Below are 17,060 nucleotides of genomic sequence, written 5' to 3' on the forward strand. Positions count from 1 at the left end.
TCAAAAAACGCGGCATAGCCATAGCTATGGCAAGTTTTTTTAACGAAGCATGTCCAAAAAAGATGAGGTTAAAAATGTAAATTTATTTTGACACCGTTCCTAAGAGAATTTACAAAGTGTGTAGTTATTACCCTACACTTTTTACTGGCTTATGGTCTAATAGCATCTTTAATAATGCATACCAGAACTTGCTGTTTGTTGCAATATATGTATATTACAACAAACAGGTATTTTTAACCGATTTTAATTTACCAGTATTTATACCCTAAAGCCTAACTCTTATTTGTGTTACCTTTCAGAGCTTGTTTAAAACATGGTTTTTGGGCAAAGTGATTGGAGCAATAACTGCTAAATTAGGGACTTTTGGTAATCAACCTATGATAGGTATTTACAACCTTTTCTCTGAACTTCTGATGAATTATTTTTAGCCCAAAATAGAATTAAACTAAAGTTCACAAACTAAATTAACGACAAAATGATGAAAAAAATTACAAGAACAGCTTGCTGTTTGTCACTACTTATTTTTGTTCAAATATCATTGGGTATAGGACAAGAAGTAGTGCTCGATGGCAGAAGCCTTACACCTAAGCAGGTAACGCAGGTTGCTAAAAATGCAGTGAAGGTGAAAATTAGCCCTGTTGCTCGAAAACGGGTGGTAAAATCTCAGAAACTTTTGATGTTGGCGGCAAGAAAAGGTCATAAAATTTATGGGCTTACAGTGGGAGTAGGGCAAAACAAAGACAAGAAAATGCTTGATGCGCAAGGCAACCTTAGTAAAGAAGTAATTGAGGCTTCTCAAAAGTTTAATGATGGATTGATTCGGGCACATTCGGCAGGAGCAGGCAAGCCCATGCCACAAGAAACAGTAAGGGCAATGTTGGTCACTAGGTTGAACGCTATTTTGTTTGGTGCAACAGGTGTACAACCCAGAGTTGTTAATTTATTTCGCGATTTTTTGAACAAGAATATCCTGCCTGTTATTCCGTCTAAAGGTTCGGTAGGTGAAGCTGATATAACTATTAATGCGCATATTGCCCAGGCAATGATTGGTGAGGGATATGTACATTATAATGGAAAAAAAATATTGGCAAGTGAGGCATTAAAACAAAATGGAATCAAGAAACTGGTGCCTTTTGGAAAGGATGCCTTGTCTATTTTTAGCTCCAATACTTATTCAGCTGCTTTGGGTGCACTTACCCTTCATGAGCTATCACAGGCGATTCAGGTTGCCAAGCTTGTTTTTGCTTTAAGTATGGAGGGATTCAACGGCAACATAGAACCTTTTTTGAAGCATGCCAATACCATTAGACCTTTTAAGATGGTAAATGACATGGCAAAAGATTTCAGAACAATATTGAAAGGGAGTTATTTGTGGGATAAATCGGATGAACGTGCTTTACAAGATCCTTTGAGTTATCGTACAAGTGCCTATACATTAGGCTCCTTAGAAGGGGCACAAAAGGAGTTAGTTCAAATTTTGAAAATACAACTTAATTCCTCAGATGATAACCCAGGAGTTGTGCTAGATGTAGAGGCTCCCTCGAAGCGTGGGGAAGAATTTTCTCATTATGCCAGTGAAAAAGGGTTAAAAGGTGCGGTAATTCCCTCTGCAAATTTTTCACCTTTACCTTGGGTTATCTCTTTCGAAAAGGCAGCCATTGCTCTTGCCCATGCATCTTCTGCGTCAACCCAACGCACCATCAAAATGGCAGATCCACATTTTACTCATTTAAGCAGATTTTTGGGCACTAAAAAGACTGTGCATGCTTACGGAGCTATCCAAAAAGTTTTTGTGGCGCTTAATAGCCAAAATCAAGAGTTAGCCATACCAGTATCTTTTAATTCGTATGCTGTTGCGGGAAATATAGAGGATGTAGCTACTAATGCGCCAAGAGTAGTACATAGAGTGCGCCAGGCAGTAGACAATCTGTACTATATTCTTGGAATGGAACTCATGCATGCTGCTCAGGCGATTGATTTACGTTTGCAAAAAAACGCCAGTTTAAAACTTTCACCTGTGACCCGGAAATTCTGGAGTGCTTTCAGGAAGAAGGTATCTTTTATGGAAGTAGACAGGGCTCTGAGCCCAGATATTAAAAAAGCATACGAATTTGTGAAATCTTATAAGTGATTCATTTTGAAAATGATAATTATTTAAGGTTTCTTCTTTATGAATTTGCACAAAAAAAGCCCCACAAGAATTGTGAGGCTTTTTTTGTGCAATGTTAGTTTATTTTACCTTCTGCGTCGTCTTTTTTTAGGCTTATAAGCCTTATAAATAAATATTTGAGTTTCGCGGCGGTCTTTGAGTAATAGGATGAGTTTTTTAGATGAAATCTTAATAATTTCAAACTCTTGTCGGGTTTCAGTACCACCTTTGGTTTTGTGGGTAATGATGAGTTTCTTTTGTTCATCCTCAAACTTCCATTCATTGCGTTTGGTAGTGCGCCCTTGCGAAGTGCTTATTTTTACACTACAATGGCCGTTTTTTCTAAACTCCAGAATGCTTACCATGCCGTTGCGTTGCTGGCGCTCCATCATTTTGGTAGAAATAGCCTTGCCATTTACTTCCATTCCAGTCATAATCCATTGACGGGCAAGCAGTTTTGTTTTGTCTTTTTTTGGGGCAAACCCACTGAATAGGATGGTTAGCAGAAAAAATCCTGTAATAAGGTATTTGCTTTGTTTTATCATTTTCACCTGTTTTTTAAAGTCATATAAAAACAACTTTGTAAAGTTATTTTTATTGCATTAAACGATTTCACTGGGGCTTTGTTGGGTTAGGGAGCTGCCTGAAACTCAAAATGCTGGTCATTTTTTTCGCCCGTACTTACATTATATACCCGTTCGGTAAAGCGCACATTATTATCATAGTCTATCAGAATAGTAGCCGAAGAGCAAGTTCCATATTGAGGGCTTTTGATAAACATAGGCGACAACATAATTTCGCGTTCAATGGGTAAGCCAGTACGTTGCACCTCGGTTTCGTTGGCTTTGGTAGGATCATACATTAGATCGAGCAGCGCATTTTCTTCAATTTCTTCTGCGTCAACCATTTCTGTAAACTTTTTCTTAAGTCGTTGTACTTTAAACCAGTCAGAGTCTAACAAGGCGTTGCTTAAGCCATAAATGCCTGCCTGCAACTGGATAATTTTATGTTGGTAGTTTGACAAATAATACAACTCTTCGGTGTTGCCTGTTAGCAGATTAAATCCATTGTAGGCGTCTATGTTCTCGAAAATACCTTCCAGGTAAGCTTTGGGTGAATCGTTGCTTTGTAAGTAGTCGAGGGTAAGCCTGCCACGCGATGGGGCAGTTGCTTTTATATTGTCAATGTCGCGGTAGTTGGTCAAGGCCGTAAAGCGCCCATTCTTGTGCAGCCCCATCCAGGTACCACCTGCTTCCAGGTCTTTGCCTGCCAAAATTTGCTTGTTTTCATTCCAAAATTGGGCAGGAGCTGTATTACGTTTGTAAAATTCATCGCGGTTGCTGGCAAATATCAATTTGTATTTTGGGTGGGTTTTCCAGGCAAAAGTCAATAGACACATAGTTTTTTTTAATTTAATAATTGAGTACTGTAAATCGCTGGTTTTAAGAGTTATCTCAAATGCAAATATGGTGTAACTATAAACAGGTTGAACACAAAAGGGCAAAAAAATGTTCAAACCGAACAAAATATAATCATAGTAGAATTTGCATTATTTTGAGTATATGATTGGATTTATCTTAAAATATAGCGTAGTTCGCATTTTAGTTATAATACTGAGTTTTTTAATTACACTTAGAAGTTATCCCGACTTGAGGCAATCAACGGGAGTTTTTTTTGGTTTTTTCTTAAAATGAAAAAGCTTTTTTAACCATACATATCGTCTGTTTTAACCATTATTTACAAACATTTAAAACTACTGGTGATCAAAAAATAAATTCCTGAGCTTTTGCCCACTGCCTGGCTTTTGTAGTGTATTACATTGCAAAAACTAAAGGACGCAGGGTATCAAGTTTCAAGGTAACTTCTTTAAATGAGAGTTATTGAATGAGAAAAATTTTAAGTACAAAGTACCTGCTTACTTTGTTAGTGTTAACCACTTGCTTTTACAGTGTCAATGCACAAGAAGAGCGAGATTTAAGAGAAGACAGGGCAAAAGAAAGAGTAGAATACGAGCGAGCAATGCTTGTAGACCCCAAAACCGGAAAAATTCCGGATAGAATTTATCAGAAAAGTATTGAGTTTATATACTCACCCAAATCAAAATTACAACCCCAGCACCAAAAATTTACTACTTCAATTACTGGCATTAGTGGTGCCAAATGGGCACAACGAGGACCTCATAATGTAGGGGGGCGTACCAGAGCCTTGGCCATTGATCAGGCAAACGAGCAGGTGATTTTAGCGGGAGGAGCCTCAGGAGGAATGTGGCGTTCAGACAATGGAGGGGCCAGCTGGAGTAAAGTAACAGGAGCTTCGCAAAACCATAGTGTAACTGCCATTGCACAAGACCCACAAAACCCTGCTACCTGGTATTATACCGCAGGAGAAGGTGCGGGTAACTCTGCTTCAGCATCATTTTCGGCACCCTTTGTAGGCAATGGGGTATACAAGTCTACCGATAATGGTCTTACCTGGGTATTGTTAACCAACACTGCCTCTGGAGCCAACGAAGGCGACAACCCTTTTAGAATTACCTGGAATGTAAAAGTACACCCCACCAATGGCGATGTGTATGTAGCAAATGCCCGTCGTTACTCTAACGGACAAAGTGGTATTTGGAGGTCTACTGATGGCGGAGCCAACTGGAACCTGGTATTGGATGGTGATGGAGCTGGTTATACCGATATAGCAATTACTGCTGATGGAGTATTTTATGCCACTATTGCAAGCAGTGGTGGTACCAACAAAGGAATTTATCGTTCGACGGATGGTACAAACTGGGTAAGCATTAACCCTGGTTTTTTGCCAGGTAGTTATGCGCGCATTGTGCTGGACGTGGCACCTTCAAATAATAATGTAGTATACTTTTTTGCTGCGGCAGGTACTACAGCCAATGGCCACAGTTTTTATAAATATACTTATACTGCTGGAGAAGGTAATGGCGATGGAAGCCTGAAAAATGGAGGAGTATGGGAAGACCGCTCTGCCCAATTGCCTACTGGAGATGGTTCTACTGATGGTGGTTTATTGCAAGAAAACTATAACCAGTATGTAAAAGTAAAACCTGACAACGAAAATATAGTATTTATAGGAAGCACCAATCTATACCGTTCTACGGATGGTTTTGCTACTACTGGCAACACTGCCTGGATTGGTGGATACCACAAAACTAACTTCTTTTATCCTGAGCATCACCCCGATAACCATAGCTTGGTTTTTTTTCCTTCTGATGCCAAAAAAATGATTAGTGGACACGATGGCGGTGTAAGTATTACTACTGATAACCTTGCAACAGGGGGAGACCACCCAGTGGTTTGGACTTACCTGAATAATGGCTACTATACTACACAGATATATGGTATGGACATTGACGCCAAAACTGCGGGTGACCCTCGCTTGAGTGCAGGTTTTCAAGACAACGGAAAATGGACTACCCATAGCTTTAGTGGTACCAGTCCCTGGAAACAGGAGAATTTCTTTGGTGATGGAGGCTATACAGCCATTGTACCTGGCAAAGACATTCGTTTCTTTAGCAACCAAAACGGGCACATGTTCAGGGTAACCGGAAATGACCCCGAAAACCCTACCAGTGCGGTGTATTTACGCCCACAATCGTTTGGCTCCTTCTTGTTTGTTACGCCTTATGTGCTTGATCCCAACAATTCAAATATTATGTATTATTTGGTAGGGCCTACAGTATATCGCAATACCAACATTTTGTATACCAATAGTATCAATAACTGGGAGAACCTGGCGACCGCTTCTGCTGGGGGGGCTATTACTGCCATCAATGTGTCTGAAGAGAACCCTAGGCACCGTATTTATTATGGTACGAACAATGGCAAAGTATTTAGAATGGACAATGCCGATTCGGGAGATCCAATACAAGTAGATATTTGGACAGGCAAGGGGCTGCCAGCAGATGCTTATGTAAGCAATGTGGCGGTTGATCCCACCAATGGCGACAATGTTTTTGTGGTTTTCTCTAACTATGGTGTACAAAGTGTTTATTACTCAACTGATGCAGGTGATACCTGGACGGCAGTAAGTGGAAACCTGGAAGAAAACCCTGATGGAACTGGAAATGGTCCTTCTACTCGTTGGCTAACTGTGCATGTAAAAGCGGATGGTTCTAAGATATATTTGTTGGGCACAAGTGTAGGCTTGTATGCTACCAATGCTTTGAACGGTATGAATACACAGTGGGTACAGGAAGGAGCCAGCACAATTGGTAATGTGCCTGTAGTAATGATTAAGTCACGTCGCTCTGATGGTTTGGTGGCTTTAGGTACGCATGGTACAGGCTTGTTTAGCGGGTATATTGGTGCTTCTACTGATCTTACCATTGCCAATGTGTCGCCACAAAGAGGAGAAGTAGGTACTGAAGTAATAATTAATGGAACCAATTTTAGTGCGACTGCTGCCGATAATGTGGTAAAGTTTAACGGAACCATAGCTACAGTAACCACCGCTACCGTAAATAATTTGACCGTAACAGTGCCCACAGGAGCAACTACTGGAAAAATAACTGTAGAGGTAAATGCAAAAACTGCCACTAGTGCCAACGACTTTACAGTGGTACCTGTGATAAGTACTTACCCTCACTCAGAGAGCTTTGAAAATGGCGTATCAGACTGGATACAACCCACTACTGATGGTTTCGACTGGTCATTGGTAAATAAGTCTACACCTACTGACCAAACCGGACCAGCAAAAGCATTTAGTGGAGACTTTTTCTTGTATACTGAGATAGATCAGTTTAGCCATGACACGTTTGATGAACAACCATTGAACAAAAATAAAACGGCGCTCTTTACTAGCCCAACCTTTGACCTAACCAGTTTGACCAATCCAGAAGTATTATTTGCTTACCACATGTTTGGTGATAAAATGGGAACTTTGAGTTTGGAAGCCAGCACTGATGGTGCCAATTGGCAATCGGTATGGACAAAAACCGGGAGTCAAAGTGATGCCTGGGCAATTGCTGTGGTAGATGTAACTACCCACAAAAGTGCTACTACCAAGTTTAGGTTTGTAGGTGCCACTGGAGGTGGTTCTACCAGTGACATGGCGATTGATGGAGTGATTGTGACAGAAGCTGGTACTCCTTTGATTTTTGACTTTGCCCCTCAAACCGTGATTGGGGGCTTTAGTAGTGTAAATATTTTGGGAGCAAACTTTGATGCTACAGCCGCCAACAACGAAGTGAAGTTTAACGGAGTGGCTGGTATAGTAACAGCAGCTACAGCTACTACATTGAAGGTAAAAGTGCCTTTGAATGCTACCACGGGTAAAATCTCCATTACAGTAAATGGCAAAACAGTTACTTCTGCCAAAGACCTGAACGTAATAGCCCCTATTACTACTTTTCCTTATGCTGAAAGTTTCGAGGCAGGTTTGGGTAAATGGATACAAGCAGAAGATGATGATATGGAGTGGCTACGTAAAAACGGCAAAACCCCTTCAGATAACACCGGACCAACTGCCGCTGCTGATGGTAGTTTTTATGTGTATACTGAAGCTACGGGTAACTTTAACAAGAAGGCTATTTTGACAAGTGCACTATTTAATGCCAAAACCGTAGATGACCCTTTATTTAGCTTTAAGTACCACATGTATGGAGGCAATATGGGAAGCCTTTCGCTTGAGATTTCTTCGGATGGAGAGAACTGGACTACTCTTTGGACCAAAAGTGGAGACCAGGGCGATACCTGGATAAGTGATGGGGTGAGCCTGGAATCGTATAAAAACACGCCCTTTGCTTTACGTTTTGTAGGCATTACTGGGGGTGGTTTCATGAGCGATATCAGTATCGATCATTTACAACTACTTTCAGGACCAGGCATTACAAGTTTTACTCCTGCCAGTGGAAAGGTAGGCGATGTAGTAACCATTACAGGTAAAAATTTTAGTGCTGTAAAAGACGAGAATGTAGTAGAGTTTAATGGCATCAAAGCCATAGTGACTTCATCTACTGCTACTCAAATTGTTACCACTGTGCCCAATACAGCCACTACTGGAAAAATTAGAATAGTCGTTAACGGGTTACCTACCATTAGCAAGGACGATTTTACTGTCGTGGCTTCAGGACTTGTGCCTACCATTACCAGTATTAGCCCAATGGCTGGTGTAATTGGGCAAAGCATCAGTATAGAAGGAACTAATTTTAGTGTACCTAAAGATAATAACCAAGTGTACTTCAATGGTTTGGTAGCTACTATAGAGTCTGCCACTGCTACAAAATTGATGGTGAAAGTACCTACCAATGCTACCAGTGGTAAAATAAAGGTAGTAAATGCCGGAGGGCAAAGTGTAGAGTCTGCCAGTGATTTTATTGTGTATTGTGCATCAAAGGCTGCATCAACCGATGACTCTAGAATAGATAACTTTACACTGAATGAAATCAATCATACGACCGACGGTGCAGGTGTGTGTTCAGATTACAGCGATTTTACCAATATTTCAACCCATGTAATTACGGGAACTACTTACCCCTTCAGTGTAAAAGCCGGAAGTTGTAATGGTGATTATACTAAGTTTGTAAAAGTATATGTTGACTGGAACCAGGATGGAGATTTTAGTGATGCAAATGAATTTTTGGGTGGAAATGCTGTGGCAATAAGAGAACCTGGTGTATTTGAGTCAACGGTTACGGTGCCCACCAATGCCTTGTTAGGAAGAACCAGGTTAAGAGTAGTTTTAGGCGAGGTTGCTTCTGCTGATCAGGTACAAGCTTGTGGACCATACAATTTTGGTGAAACTGAAGATTATAGCATTGTTATACTGGAAAAACCTGAAATAACATCTTTTGATCCTGCTAGAGGCAAAGTAGGGCAACAAGTGAGTATCAATGGGAAGAATTTTCCTGACAAGTCGGCGTATGTGAACGTGAAGTTTGCGAGAGGTGTAGCGGCTACCATAGCGTCAGTAAACAGCACCCAGATTAAGGTAACAGTACCTGAAGGTGCCATTACCGGACCTATCACTGTAACAGTGGCAGGGCAGTCTGTTACCAGTGCGTTTGATTTTACGGTGATTCCAGATACACCCATTGCTCCTGATAAGCTGGCATTGAAACTGGTAAATGGAATGGTACACCTTACCTGGAGCGACAACTCTGACAATGAAACTGCTTTTTATATTGAACGTTCGGCACCCGATGCCCTTGACAAATTTGTAAAAGTGGGTGAAGTATCGGCTGGCATCACAGAGTATAGCGAAGATGTGAAGAACCTATCGTCTAAACATCATTACCGTGTTGCCGCAGTAAATAGTGCAGGTACTTCGGCTTATTCTAATGTAGTCACGTTTGACGCCGAAGTATTAAGTGTACAAAGTGTGTTATTGGCACAAAGGCTAAAAATTACGCCTAACCCTAACCATGGTAAGTTCAATATTGAAATTGGACAAGCTCAACAGGCTACCATCAAATTAGAGGTGATAGACGCCAAAGGACGCCTCGTGAAAGTACTGAATTTAGCAGGGCAACAAGGCAAATATCCTGTAAACTTATCTGAGTTGCGACAAGGGGTATATACCTTACGTATCTCGACAGGTAAAGCCAATGCTGCCATTAAATATATGAAGCAGTAAAAAGGTACAAAGCGCGACTTTTACTTGTCGTTTATTGCTTTTAATCAGGGCTACTGACTAAGGACTCCTGACTTTTAACTGATACTAATTTGACCAAAAAAGCCGAATACGTTTTGTATTCGGCTTTTTTGCTTAAGAGCTTGAAAATTGATATACAGCTTTATAGTTATATATTGAATTTAAATAATTATATTTGTTAATATTTAACATGCAATCATTCAAACTATTTGAATCAATGTTTTGCCTGAAATATATAATCTTTATGTTTGCTGTACATGACAAAAGAAATAAGCATACTATTATCAATTCTTAACCTGCTGCTGATTCTCTATAATTGGTAGTAGGGGTGATATGCTTATATCTAATTGTCAAAACAACGACATTACAACAACACCTCTAAAAAGCTTAGGGGTGTTTTTTTTTGTCTGATAATTGAATTATTGATATTAATGCAAGACAGTGAATAAGTATCAAGACAGAGTGAGTTACTTATTGCTAATTGTTTGCTGCTATGTAATATGGCAACACATTTTGAAACATTCATCATAATTATGAAGAGGTATGGAACAAACACCATCTCAAACATTATTTGATAAGATATGGAAACGTCATGTTGTGCAACAACAAGAAGGGTTTCCGGCGGTATTGTACATAGACCGTCACTTTATCCATGAGGTTACCAGCCCTCAGGCATTTACTGGTCTCAGGCAACGCAATATTGGAGTTTTTAGACCCAAACAAACCATTGCTACTGCTGACCATAACGTGCCTACTGTAGATCAACATTTGCCTATCAAAGAAGCGCTTTCGCGCAAACAAGTAGAAACCCTCACCAAAAACTGTGAAGAGTTTGGGGTAGAGTTGTACGGTTTGGGGCACGAAAAACAAGGCATTGTTCATGTGATTGGCCCCGAATTGGGCATCACCCAACCAGGGCAAACCATTGTTTGTGGCGATAGTCATACTTCTACCCATGGTGCTTTTGGTACTATAGCTTTTGGCATAGGTACCAGTCAGGTAGAGCAAGTACTTGCTACGCAAACCTTGTTGCAGTACCGCCCCAAGACAATGTTGATCAAAGTAGATGGAACACTCAATAAAGGAGTAACTGCAAAAGATGTGATTTTGTATGTGATTGCCAAACTAGGTACAGATGGAGGTACTGGGCACTTTGTAGAATATGCTGGTACAGCCATTCAATCTTTGTCAATGGAAGGGCGAATGACTGTGTGCAACATGAGCATTGAAATGGGGGCTCGTGGTGGAATGATTGCCCCGGATGAGGTAACCTTTGACTATATGAAAGGCAGACCACATGCGCCACAGGGCGAACAATGGGACAAAGCAATAGCAGATTGGAAAACACTTTATTCTGATAAAGAGGCGGTGTTTGACACGGTCTATGAGTTTGATGCTGCCGATATTGAACCAATGATTACCTACGGCACCAACCCTGGAATGGGCATTGGTATTAGCCAACACGTACCTGAACTCTCTCACCTCAAAGAAACAGAAAAAACCTCCTTTAAAAAATCCCTTGAATATATGAATCTAAATACCGGGCAATCGTTGCTCGGCAAAAAAATAGATTATGTATTTATAGGAAGCTGCACCAACGCCCGTATCGAGGATTTGCGTCTGGTGGCAGACTTTGTCAAAGGCAAACAAAAATCTGCCGATGTAGAAGTATGGATTGTGCCTGGCTCGCAAGCAGTGTTGCGTCAAGCGCAAAAAGAAAGGTTAGACATGGTGTTTAGCGAAGCAGGTTTTAAACTGCGTGAACCAGGTTGTTCGGCTTGTTTGGCAATGAACGAAGACAAAGTGCCTGCGGGTAAATATTGTGTGTCTACCTCGAACCGAAACTTTGAAGGACGACAGGGACCCGGATCGCGTACCTTTTTGGCAAGCCCGTTGATGGCCGCTGCAGCCGCCATCAACGGCAAAGTAGTAGATGTAAGGGCTTATTTATAGAGGTTAGTTCTACTATAGGCAGCAAATCGTGAACGGTTGCCTATTACATCCGAACATTAAATCAATTAAGCATTTAGCCACTTACAACTACTGGTTGCTTGAAGCTAACTGCTTGCGACTATTTTAAAACCAAAAAATTATGAAAGATTCATCATTTGGGTTGTTGCAAACGACTGGAGTGCCTGTAAAGGTAGAAAATGTAGATACAGATCAAATTATTCCGGCACGTTTTCTCAAAGCTATCAGCCGTGAAGGTTTTGGTGAAAACTTGTTTTATGATTGGCGTTATGACAATGAGGGCAATCCCAAACCTGACTTTGTATTAAACCAACCTGGCAACGATGGTCAGGTATTGGTTGGAGGCAAAAACTTTGGTTGTGGCTCTAGCCGTGAGCACGCTGCCTGGGCTATCAAAGACTATGGTTTCAAGGCAGTCGTTTCCAGCTTTTTTGCCGATATCTTCAAAGGCAATGCCTTGAACAATGGGGTGTTACCTGTGCAAGTGTCCGATGCTTTTTTGGCCAGGTTGTTTGACCTGATGGAGCAAGACGCTGCTACCCCTATAGCCATAGATTTAGAGACACAAACTGTGGCAGTGACCAATAAGCAAACGGGTGAAACACTGACCGAAGTTTTTGAAATAAATGAATATAAAAAAATGTGTTTGCAAAAAGGTTACGATGATATAGACTATTTGTTAAGCCTGCAAACCCAAGTAGAAACCTACGAAAAAACAAAGTAGCTACAAGCTGCTAGCGACTAGTTACAAGTGCATTGTATATGACCTGTATTTGCTTGCTAGTGTGTTTTAGCGTTTCCTAAGTATTGACATTATGACGCATAAAAAAATTGTGGTACTTGCCGGAGATGGCATAGGACCCGAAGTAACCAAATGTGCCCGCGAGGTGCTTGAAGTAATAGGCACTATCAGTGGACAAAAATTTGAGTTTGAAGACGCCTTGATTGGGCACTCGGCTATAGAAGCCACTGGAGAGCCTTTGCCCCAAGCCACCCTTGACAAGTGTCAACAAGCCGATGCTATTTTATTAGGGGCAGTGGGACACCCTATGTACGACAACAATCCAGGTGCTAAAGTACGCCCCGAACAAGGTTTGTTAAAGCTAAGAAAATCGCTGGAGTTGTTTGCCAACATTCGCCCCATCAAATTATTTGACGAGTTGTTGCATAGTTCAAGCATCAAGCCTGAAATATTGCAGGGAGTAGATATCTTGTTTTTCAGAGAATTGACCAGCGGTATTTACTTTGGTACACCCCGTGAACGTTCGGCAGATGGAAACTCAGCAATTGATACCTTGGCTTACACCAAAGAGGAGGTAAGACGCATTGCCATAAAGGCATTTAAAGCCGCCAGCCAACGCAACAAAAAAGTATGCTCTGTAGACAAAGCCAATGTATTGGAAACCTCTCGTTTGTGGCGCGAAGTGGTGACCGAGGTTGCCAAAGACTACCCAGAAGTAACCTTTACCCACATGTTTGTTGACAATGCTTCTATGCAGTTGATCCGTGACCCGCGTCAGTTTGATGTAGTGCTTACCGGAAATATGTTTGGCGATATATTGACCGATGAAGCCTCGCAAATTGCCGGATCGATGGGAATGCTTGCTTCTGCCTCTATGGGTGAACAAACCAGCGTATACGAACCCATTCACGGGTCAGCGCCCGATATTGCCGGAAAAGGTATTGCCAACCCATTGGCAGCTATTTTATCAGTGGCACTCATGCTCGATTTATCCTTGGGCATGCCCAACGAAGCTCGCCAGGTAGAGCAAGCCATTGCCGATGTGCTGCGCCAGGGCTACCGTACGGTAGACATTGCTGAAGAAGGTTTGACGCCAGAAAAGCAGTTGAATACTGAACAAATGAGCGAGAAAGTAAAAGAAGTGTTATTGAAAAATAAGTCGGTAGTCAGTAGTCAATAGTCCGTAGCCCTGACAAGGTTCCCCGTAAACGGGATGTCGGCATAGCCTCCACTAGGGACTAGGTGCAAGGTTCTAGGTATACCTTGTTCCCTAAGTAGCTACACTTTTTTTATCACGTTGATTTTCAGTTGCTTACAAAAAGCGTAGTTAAAAGTGGAGGCAACATTTGTGCTTGTTTTTGCAAATATGAGAATTTGTTTGGTGACAATCTTCACCAACTAGTTTTATAAATGTCAAAAAAAAACAAAGCATTGCAGGTAATACCAACTTCCGACTATCAACTTCAACTAAATTAACTAAACAAATACAAGAAAATAATGTCTGATAATAGAGTATATATATTTGATACAACCCTTAGAGACGGCGAACAAGTGCCTGGTTGTCAATTACAAACATCTGAAAAAATTATAGTAGCAAAAACCCTCGAAAAACTAGGGGTAGATGTCATAGAAGCTGGTTTCCCAATTTCCAGCCCCGGCGATTTTCAATCCGTCATAGAAATATCCAAGGCAGTAAGCAATCCCGTGATTTGTGCCTTGACCCGTGCCAACCAGAAAGACATTGAGGTAGCGGTTGATTCATTGAAATACGCCAAACGCAAACGCATTCATACAGGTATTGGAGCATCTGACTACCACATCAAACACAAGTTTCGCAGTACCCGCGAAGACATCATGGAGCGAGGCATAGCTGCAGTAAAGTTTGCCAAAAAATATGTCGAAGACATTGAGTTTTACGCTGAAGACGCCGGACGTGCTGATTTGGAGTTTTTAGCCCGCATGCTCGAAGGTGTCATTGCGGCAGGTGCTACCGTAGTCAACATTCCAGATACTACCGGGTATTGCCTGCCCGAAGAGTATGGCGCTAAGATTAAATATTTGGTAGACAATGTCAAAAATATTGACAAGGCAATCATATCGGTACATTGCCATAACGATTTAGGCATGGCAACTGCTAACTCTATTGCCGGGGTCATTCAGGGAGCCCGCCAAATAGAATGCACCATTAATGGGGTAGGGGAGCGTGCCGGAAACACCTCGCTCGAAGAGGTAGTCATGATTATGAAAACCCACAACGACCTCCACCTTGAAACCGAGATAAAAACTCAAGAGTTGAACTCAACCAGTGGACTCATTTCGCGTTTGATGCGTATGCCTGTACAGCCCAACAAGGCTATAGTAGGGCGCAATGCTTTTGCCCACTCCTCAGGAATCCATCAGGATGGGGTGCTTAAAAGCCGCGAAAACTACGAAATTATCGATCCTGCCGATGTAGGGGTGGCTAGTTCGTCTATTGTGCTTACCGCCCGTAGTGGACGTGCTGCCTTGAAGCACCGCTTGGAGCTATTGGGGCACCAGTATGAGGGCGAAAAACTGGACGAAATCTACCAACGCTTTTTGGTGATGGCAGACGAGCAAAGAGAAATCAGGGATGAAGACTTACTTACTTTGGCAGGTGATGCCACGCTGGCAGATAGCCAAGTAACGCTTAAGTCTTTAAACGTAACTTGTGGTACTACTACCCCAAGTGCTACCATTGAAGTAATTTATCAAGGAGAATTGAAAAAAGGTACAGCCGAAGGCAACGGTCCTATAGATGCCGCAGTAAACGCTTTGCATACTATAGTAGGTCAACGCGTAGCACTCAAAGAAATATTGATACAGACCATTACCAGTGGCAGCGATGATCTTGGTAAAGTGCACGTGCAACTTGGGCGTGATAGCTTGGTATATTATGGTTTTGCTGCCCACAGCGATATTGTACTTGCCGCAGTCAATGCGTACATAGATGCGTTTAATAAGGTACCTGTGAAGGTAGAGGCGTAGTAAACTTGAAGATGAAATGAGGCGCAAGCGTTTTTCGTTTGCGCTTTTTTTTGGAAAAAGTACACTACATAAATCTCAATTTAAACTTGCTTCAATCATAGATAACGCTCCGTTAGCCAATGGAGTGCCTAGCCAAGCAAATTCAACTGATTGGTTTCCTATTTCAAAATATTTAGCTTGAACTTTCTACAACGGCACACGCGGGGACGACGTGCGCCAACGGCGGTGGTTTTGCTGGCGCAATCTCAATAATAGGTTAATACTAAGCTTGAACCAGTGAGGAGCATTCCTGCTGTCAGAAAAAGTTTGAACCATTACATATAACTATTTTTATTCTATTCCTGTAGTTTCATCACCTTTTTGTTTCTTACGATAGATTTTCAACTCATTTTTTTCTATATCGTCCATACTTCCCACATTATTTAGGTACTTTCCATCCTCCCTTCCTATAAATAAAACATCATTAATCATCATTTGAAGGTCACTGTCATTTGTTAAACCTTCTTTTGCAAATGCTGAAATTTTTTTGAGTAAATCTAACTTTTTATCCATTAAATCGGCTTCTTTATGTTTATTCTCTAATGCTTTGCCATCCCTCTCAAGCCTTTTTATGTCCATATCTAAATCTCGGCTCTCTTTTCTTTCTTCTTTCGTCTCTATAATGTCACTTTCTTTATTTAATTTTTCTGTCTGGGCTTTTATTTTATTTACCTCCTCAATTGGCTTTTGAACTTTTTCAGCCATTATGCCATCTTTGACATTCTCTAGAATTTGTTTTACCTCTTCTTTTGCAGCCTCACTTTTAAAAATAGCTTTAATCTGTGCCCAAAAGCTACCCTTTCCCCAGTCTTGAATATAGAGACTTACATCTTCTATTTGGCTGAGCGCTTCTACAAATGTCCACAAAGAATATAAAACCTCGTTGGCAGGAGTAAAACTATCTTGAAACGTTATCCTAATATCCCACTCAAATCCTTCAAATGCCATAGAACTCCAATAATCATTGATTCTTTGGCTTATCGGTGTATTAATTTTCCACTTTCTATATTCTTCAATGCCTTTTGTAAGCAGCAAATGAAGTCCCAAGTCACCAAATCTAACTAGAGTAACAGCTTCAACTATAGTTTTAGCAATAATATCATATTCATCTTGGGGGTGATGTTCAATCTCAACAATCTTATGGTGAACAATACCATGTCGACTAGTATATATCGTCATTGAGGTTTCGTCCATGATATTTTTCAACTCCTTTTCTTTGTCTATGCGATACTCTTGCAATGCCCGTTTATCTTGTCCTTGAGGGTGAAAGTATTCAAAGTATTTTTTATTATCAAAAAGGTAGTTTTTTGATATTTGTTGTATGAAGGTATTAAGAGCAAGTAAATTATAAACAAATGCATTGCTAAAAGCTTCTATTCTGATATACCTCTTGAAAATAGGTAACCATTGCTTTAGTATATTCATAGTTTCTGTATTGATGATTATACTTCTGTTTAAATCAATGTTTTTATTGGTCTCAGTAATGGGTTTAAAACCCTGCACTTTCAGTGCAGAACTTTAGTATTGCGAAAAAATCTATTA

The 17,060-nt window shown here is 40.9% G+C and carries 9 protein-coding genes; 6 read left to right on the top strand and 3 right to left on the bottom strand.

Annotated elements, in window-relative coordinates:
• The first annotated feature begins 475 nt into the window (after positions 1 to 475).
• Positions 476 to 2,131: a histidine ammonia-lyase gene (locus Q0954_RS28005; protein WP_299463165.1), complete on the top strand. Its 1,656-nt coding sequence runs from the start codon at positions 476 to 478 to the stop codon at positions 2,129 to 2,131.
• A 104-nt stretch (positions 2,132 to 2,235) separates the two neighbouring features.
• On the opposite strand, the gene Q0954_RS28010 is transcribed toward Q0954_RS28005, so the two are convergent.
• Both Q0954_RS28010 and Q0954_RS28015 read right to left on the bottom strand, forming a co-directional pair.
• Entirely contained in the window at positions 2,236 to 2,694 is a 459-nt protein-coding gene (locus tag Q0954_RS28010) for a hypothetical protein (RefSeq protein ID WP_299463168.1), read from the bottom strand.
• An 86-nt stretch (positions 2,695 to 2,780) separates the two neighbouring features.
• Positions 2,781 to 3,548 carry an NRDE family protein gene (locus tag Q0954_RS28015; protein WP_299463171.1) on the bottom strand — a complete coding sequence of 256 codons (768 nt, stop codon included), beginning with the start codon at positions 3,546 to 3,548 and terminating at the stop codon, positions 2,781 to 2,783.
• 485 nt (positions 3,549 to 4,033) lie between these two features.
• Here Q0954_RS28015 and Q0954_RS28020 point away from each other — a divergent pair, with 485 nt between their 5' ends.
• The 5 genes from Q0954_RS28020 (at position 4,034) to Q0954_RS28040 (ending at position 15,479) form a co-directional block, all read left to right on the top strand.
• On the top strand, positions 4,034 to 9,742 hold the full coding sequence (locus tag Q0954_RS28020; protein WP_299463175.1) for an IPT/TIG domain-containing protein: 5,709 nt from the start codon (positions 4,034 to 4,036) through the stop codon (positions 9,740 to 9,742).
• A 561-nt stretch (positions 9,743 to 10,303) separates the two neighbouring features.
• The gene (gene leuC, locus Q0954_RS28025; RefSeq protein ID WP_299463178.1) at positions 10,304 to 11,713 is read left to right on the top strand and encodes a 3-isopropylmalate dehydratase large subunit; all 1,410 of its coding nucleotides are present in this window, start codon (positions 10,304 to 10,306) and stop codon (positions 11,711 to 11,713) included.
• A gap of 139 nt (positions 11,714 to 11,852) precedes the next feature.
• Positions 11,853 to 12,455, top strand: coding sequence for a 3-isopropylmalate dehydratase small subunit (gene leuD / locus Q0954_RS28030; protein ID WP_299463181.1), 603 nt, complete (start codon positions 11,853 to 11,855; stop codon positions 12,453 to 12,455).
• 91 nt (positions 12,456 to 12,546) lie between these two features.
• Positions 12,547 to 13,653: a 3-isopropylmalate dehydrogenase gene (leuB, locus tag Q0954_RS28035; protein ID WP_299463184.1), complete on the top strand. Its 1,107-nt coding sequence runs from the start codon at positions 12,547 to 12,549 to the stop codon at positions 13,651 to 13,653.
• Between the two features lie 317 nt (positions 13,654 to 13,970).
• A complete protein-coding gene (locus tag Q0954_RS28040; RefSeq protein ID WP_299463187.1) occupies positions 13,971 to 15,479 on the top strand; it encodes a 2-isopropylmalate synthase in 1,509 nt (502 codons plus the stop codon).
• A 330-nt stretch (positions 15,480 to 15,809) separates the two neighbouring features.
• Here the strand turns inward: Q0954_RS28040 and Q0954_RS28045 are convergent, their stop codons facing one another.
• Entirely contained in the window at positions 15,810 to 16,943 is a 1,134-nt protein-coding gene (locus tag Q0954_RS28045; RefSeq protein ID WP_299463189.1) for a hypothetical protein, read from the bottom strand.
• Positions 16,944 to 17,060 lie beyond the last annotated feature (117 nt).

The organism is uncultured Microscilla sp. (genome assembly GCF_947493425.1).
In the GTDB taxonomy this organism is placed as follows: Bacteria; Bacteroidota; Bacteroidia; order Cytophagales; family Microscillaceae; genus Microscilla.

Excerpts from the sequence above, each read along its gene's own strand:
- Q0954_RS28005 (WP_299463165.1), top strand. The coding sequence starts at position 476 with ATGATGAAAAAAATTACAAGAACAGCTTGCTGTTTGTCACTACTTATT.
- Q0954_RS28010 (WP_299463168.1), bottom strand. The coding sequence starts at position 2,694 with ATGATAAAACAAAGCAAATACCTTATTACAGGATTTTTTCTGCTAACC.
- Q0954_RS28015 (WP_299463171.1), bottom strand. The coding sequence starts at position 3,548 with ATGTGTCTATTGACTTTTGCCTGGAAAACCCACCCAAAATACAAATTG.
- Q0954_RS28020 (WP_299463175.1), top strand. The coding sequence starts at position 4,034 with ATGAGAAAAATTTTAAGTACAAAGTACCTGCTTACTTTGTTAGTGTTA.
- leuC (WP_299463178.1), top strand. The coding sequence starts at position 10,304 with ATGGAACAAACACCATCTCAAACATTATTTGATAAGATATGGAAACGT.
- leuD (WP_299463181.1), top strand. The coding sequence starts at position 11,853 with ATGAAAGATTCATCATTTGGGTTGTTGCAAACGACTGGAGTGCCTGTA.
- leuB (WP_299463184.1), top strand. The coding sequence starts at position 12,547 with ATGACGCATAAAAAAATTGTGGTACTTGCCGGAGATGGCATAGGACCC.
- Q0954_RS28040 (WP_299463187.1), top strand. The coding sequence starts at position 13,971 with ATGTCTGATAATAGAGTATATATATTTGATACAACCCTTAGAGACGGC.
- Q0954_RS28045 (WP_299463189.1), bottom strand. The coding sequence starts at position 16,943 with ATGAATATACTAAAGCAATGGTTACCTATTTTCAAGAGGTATATCAGA.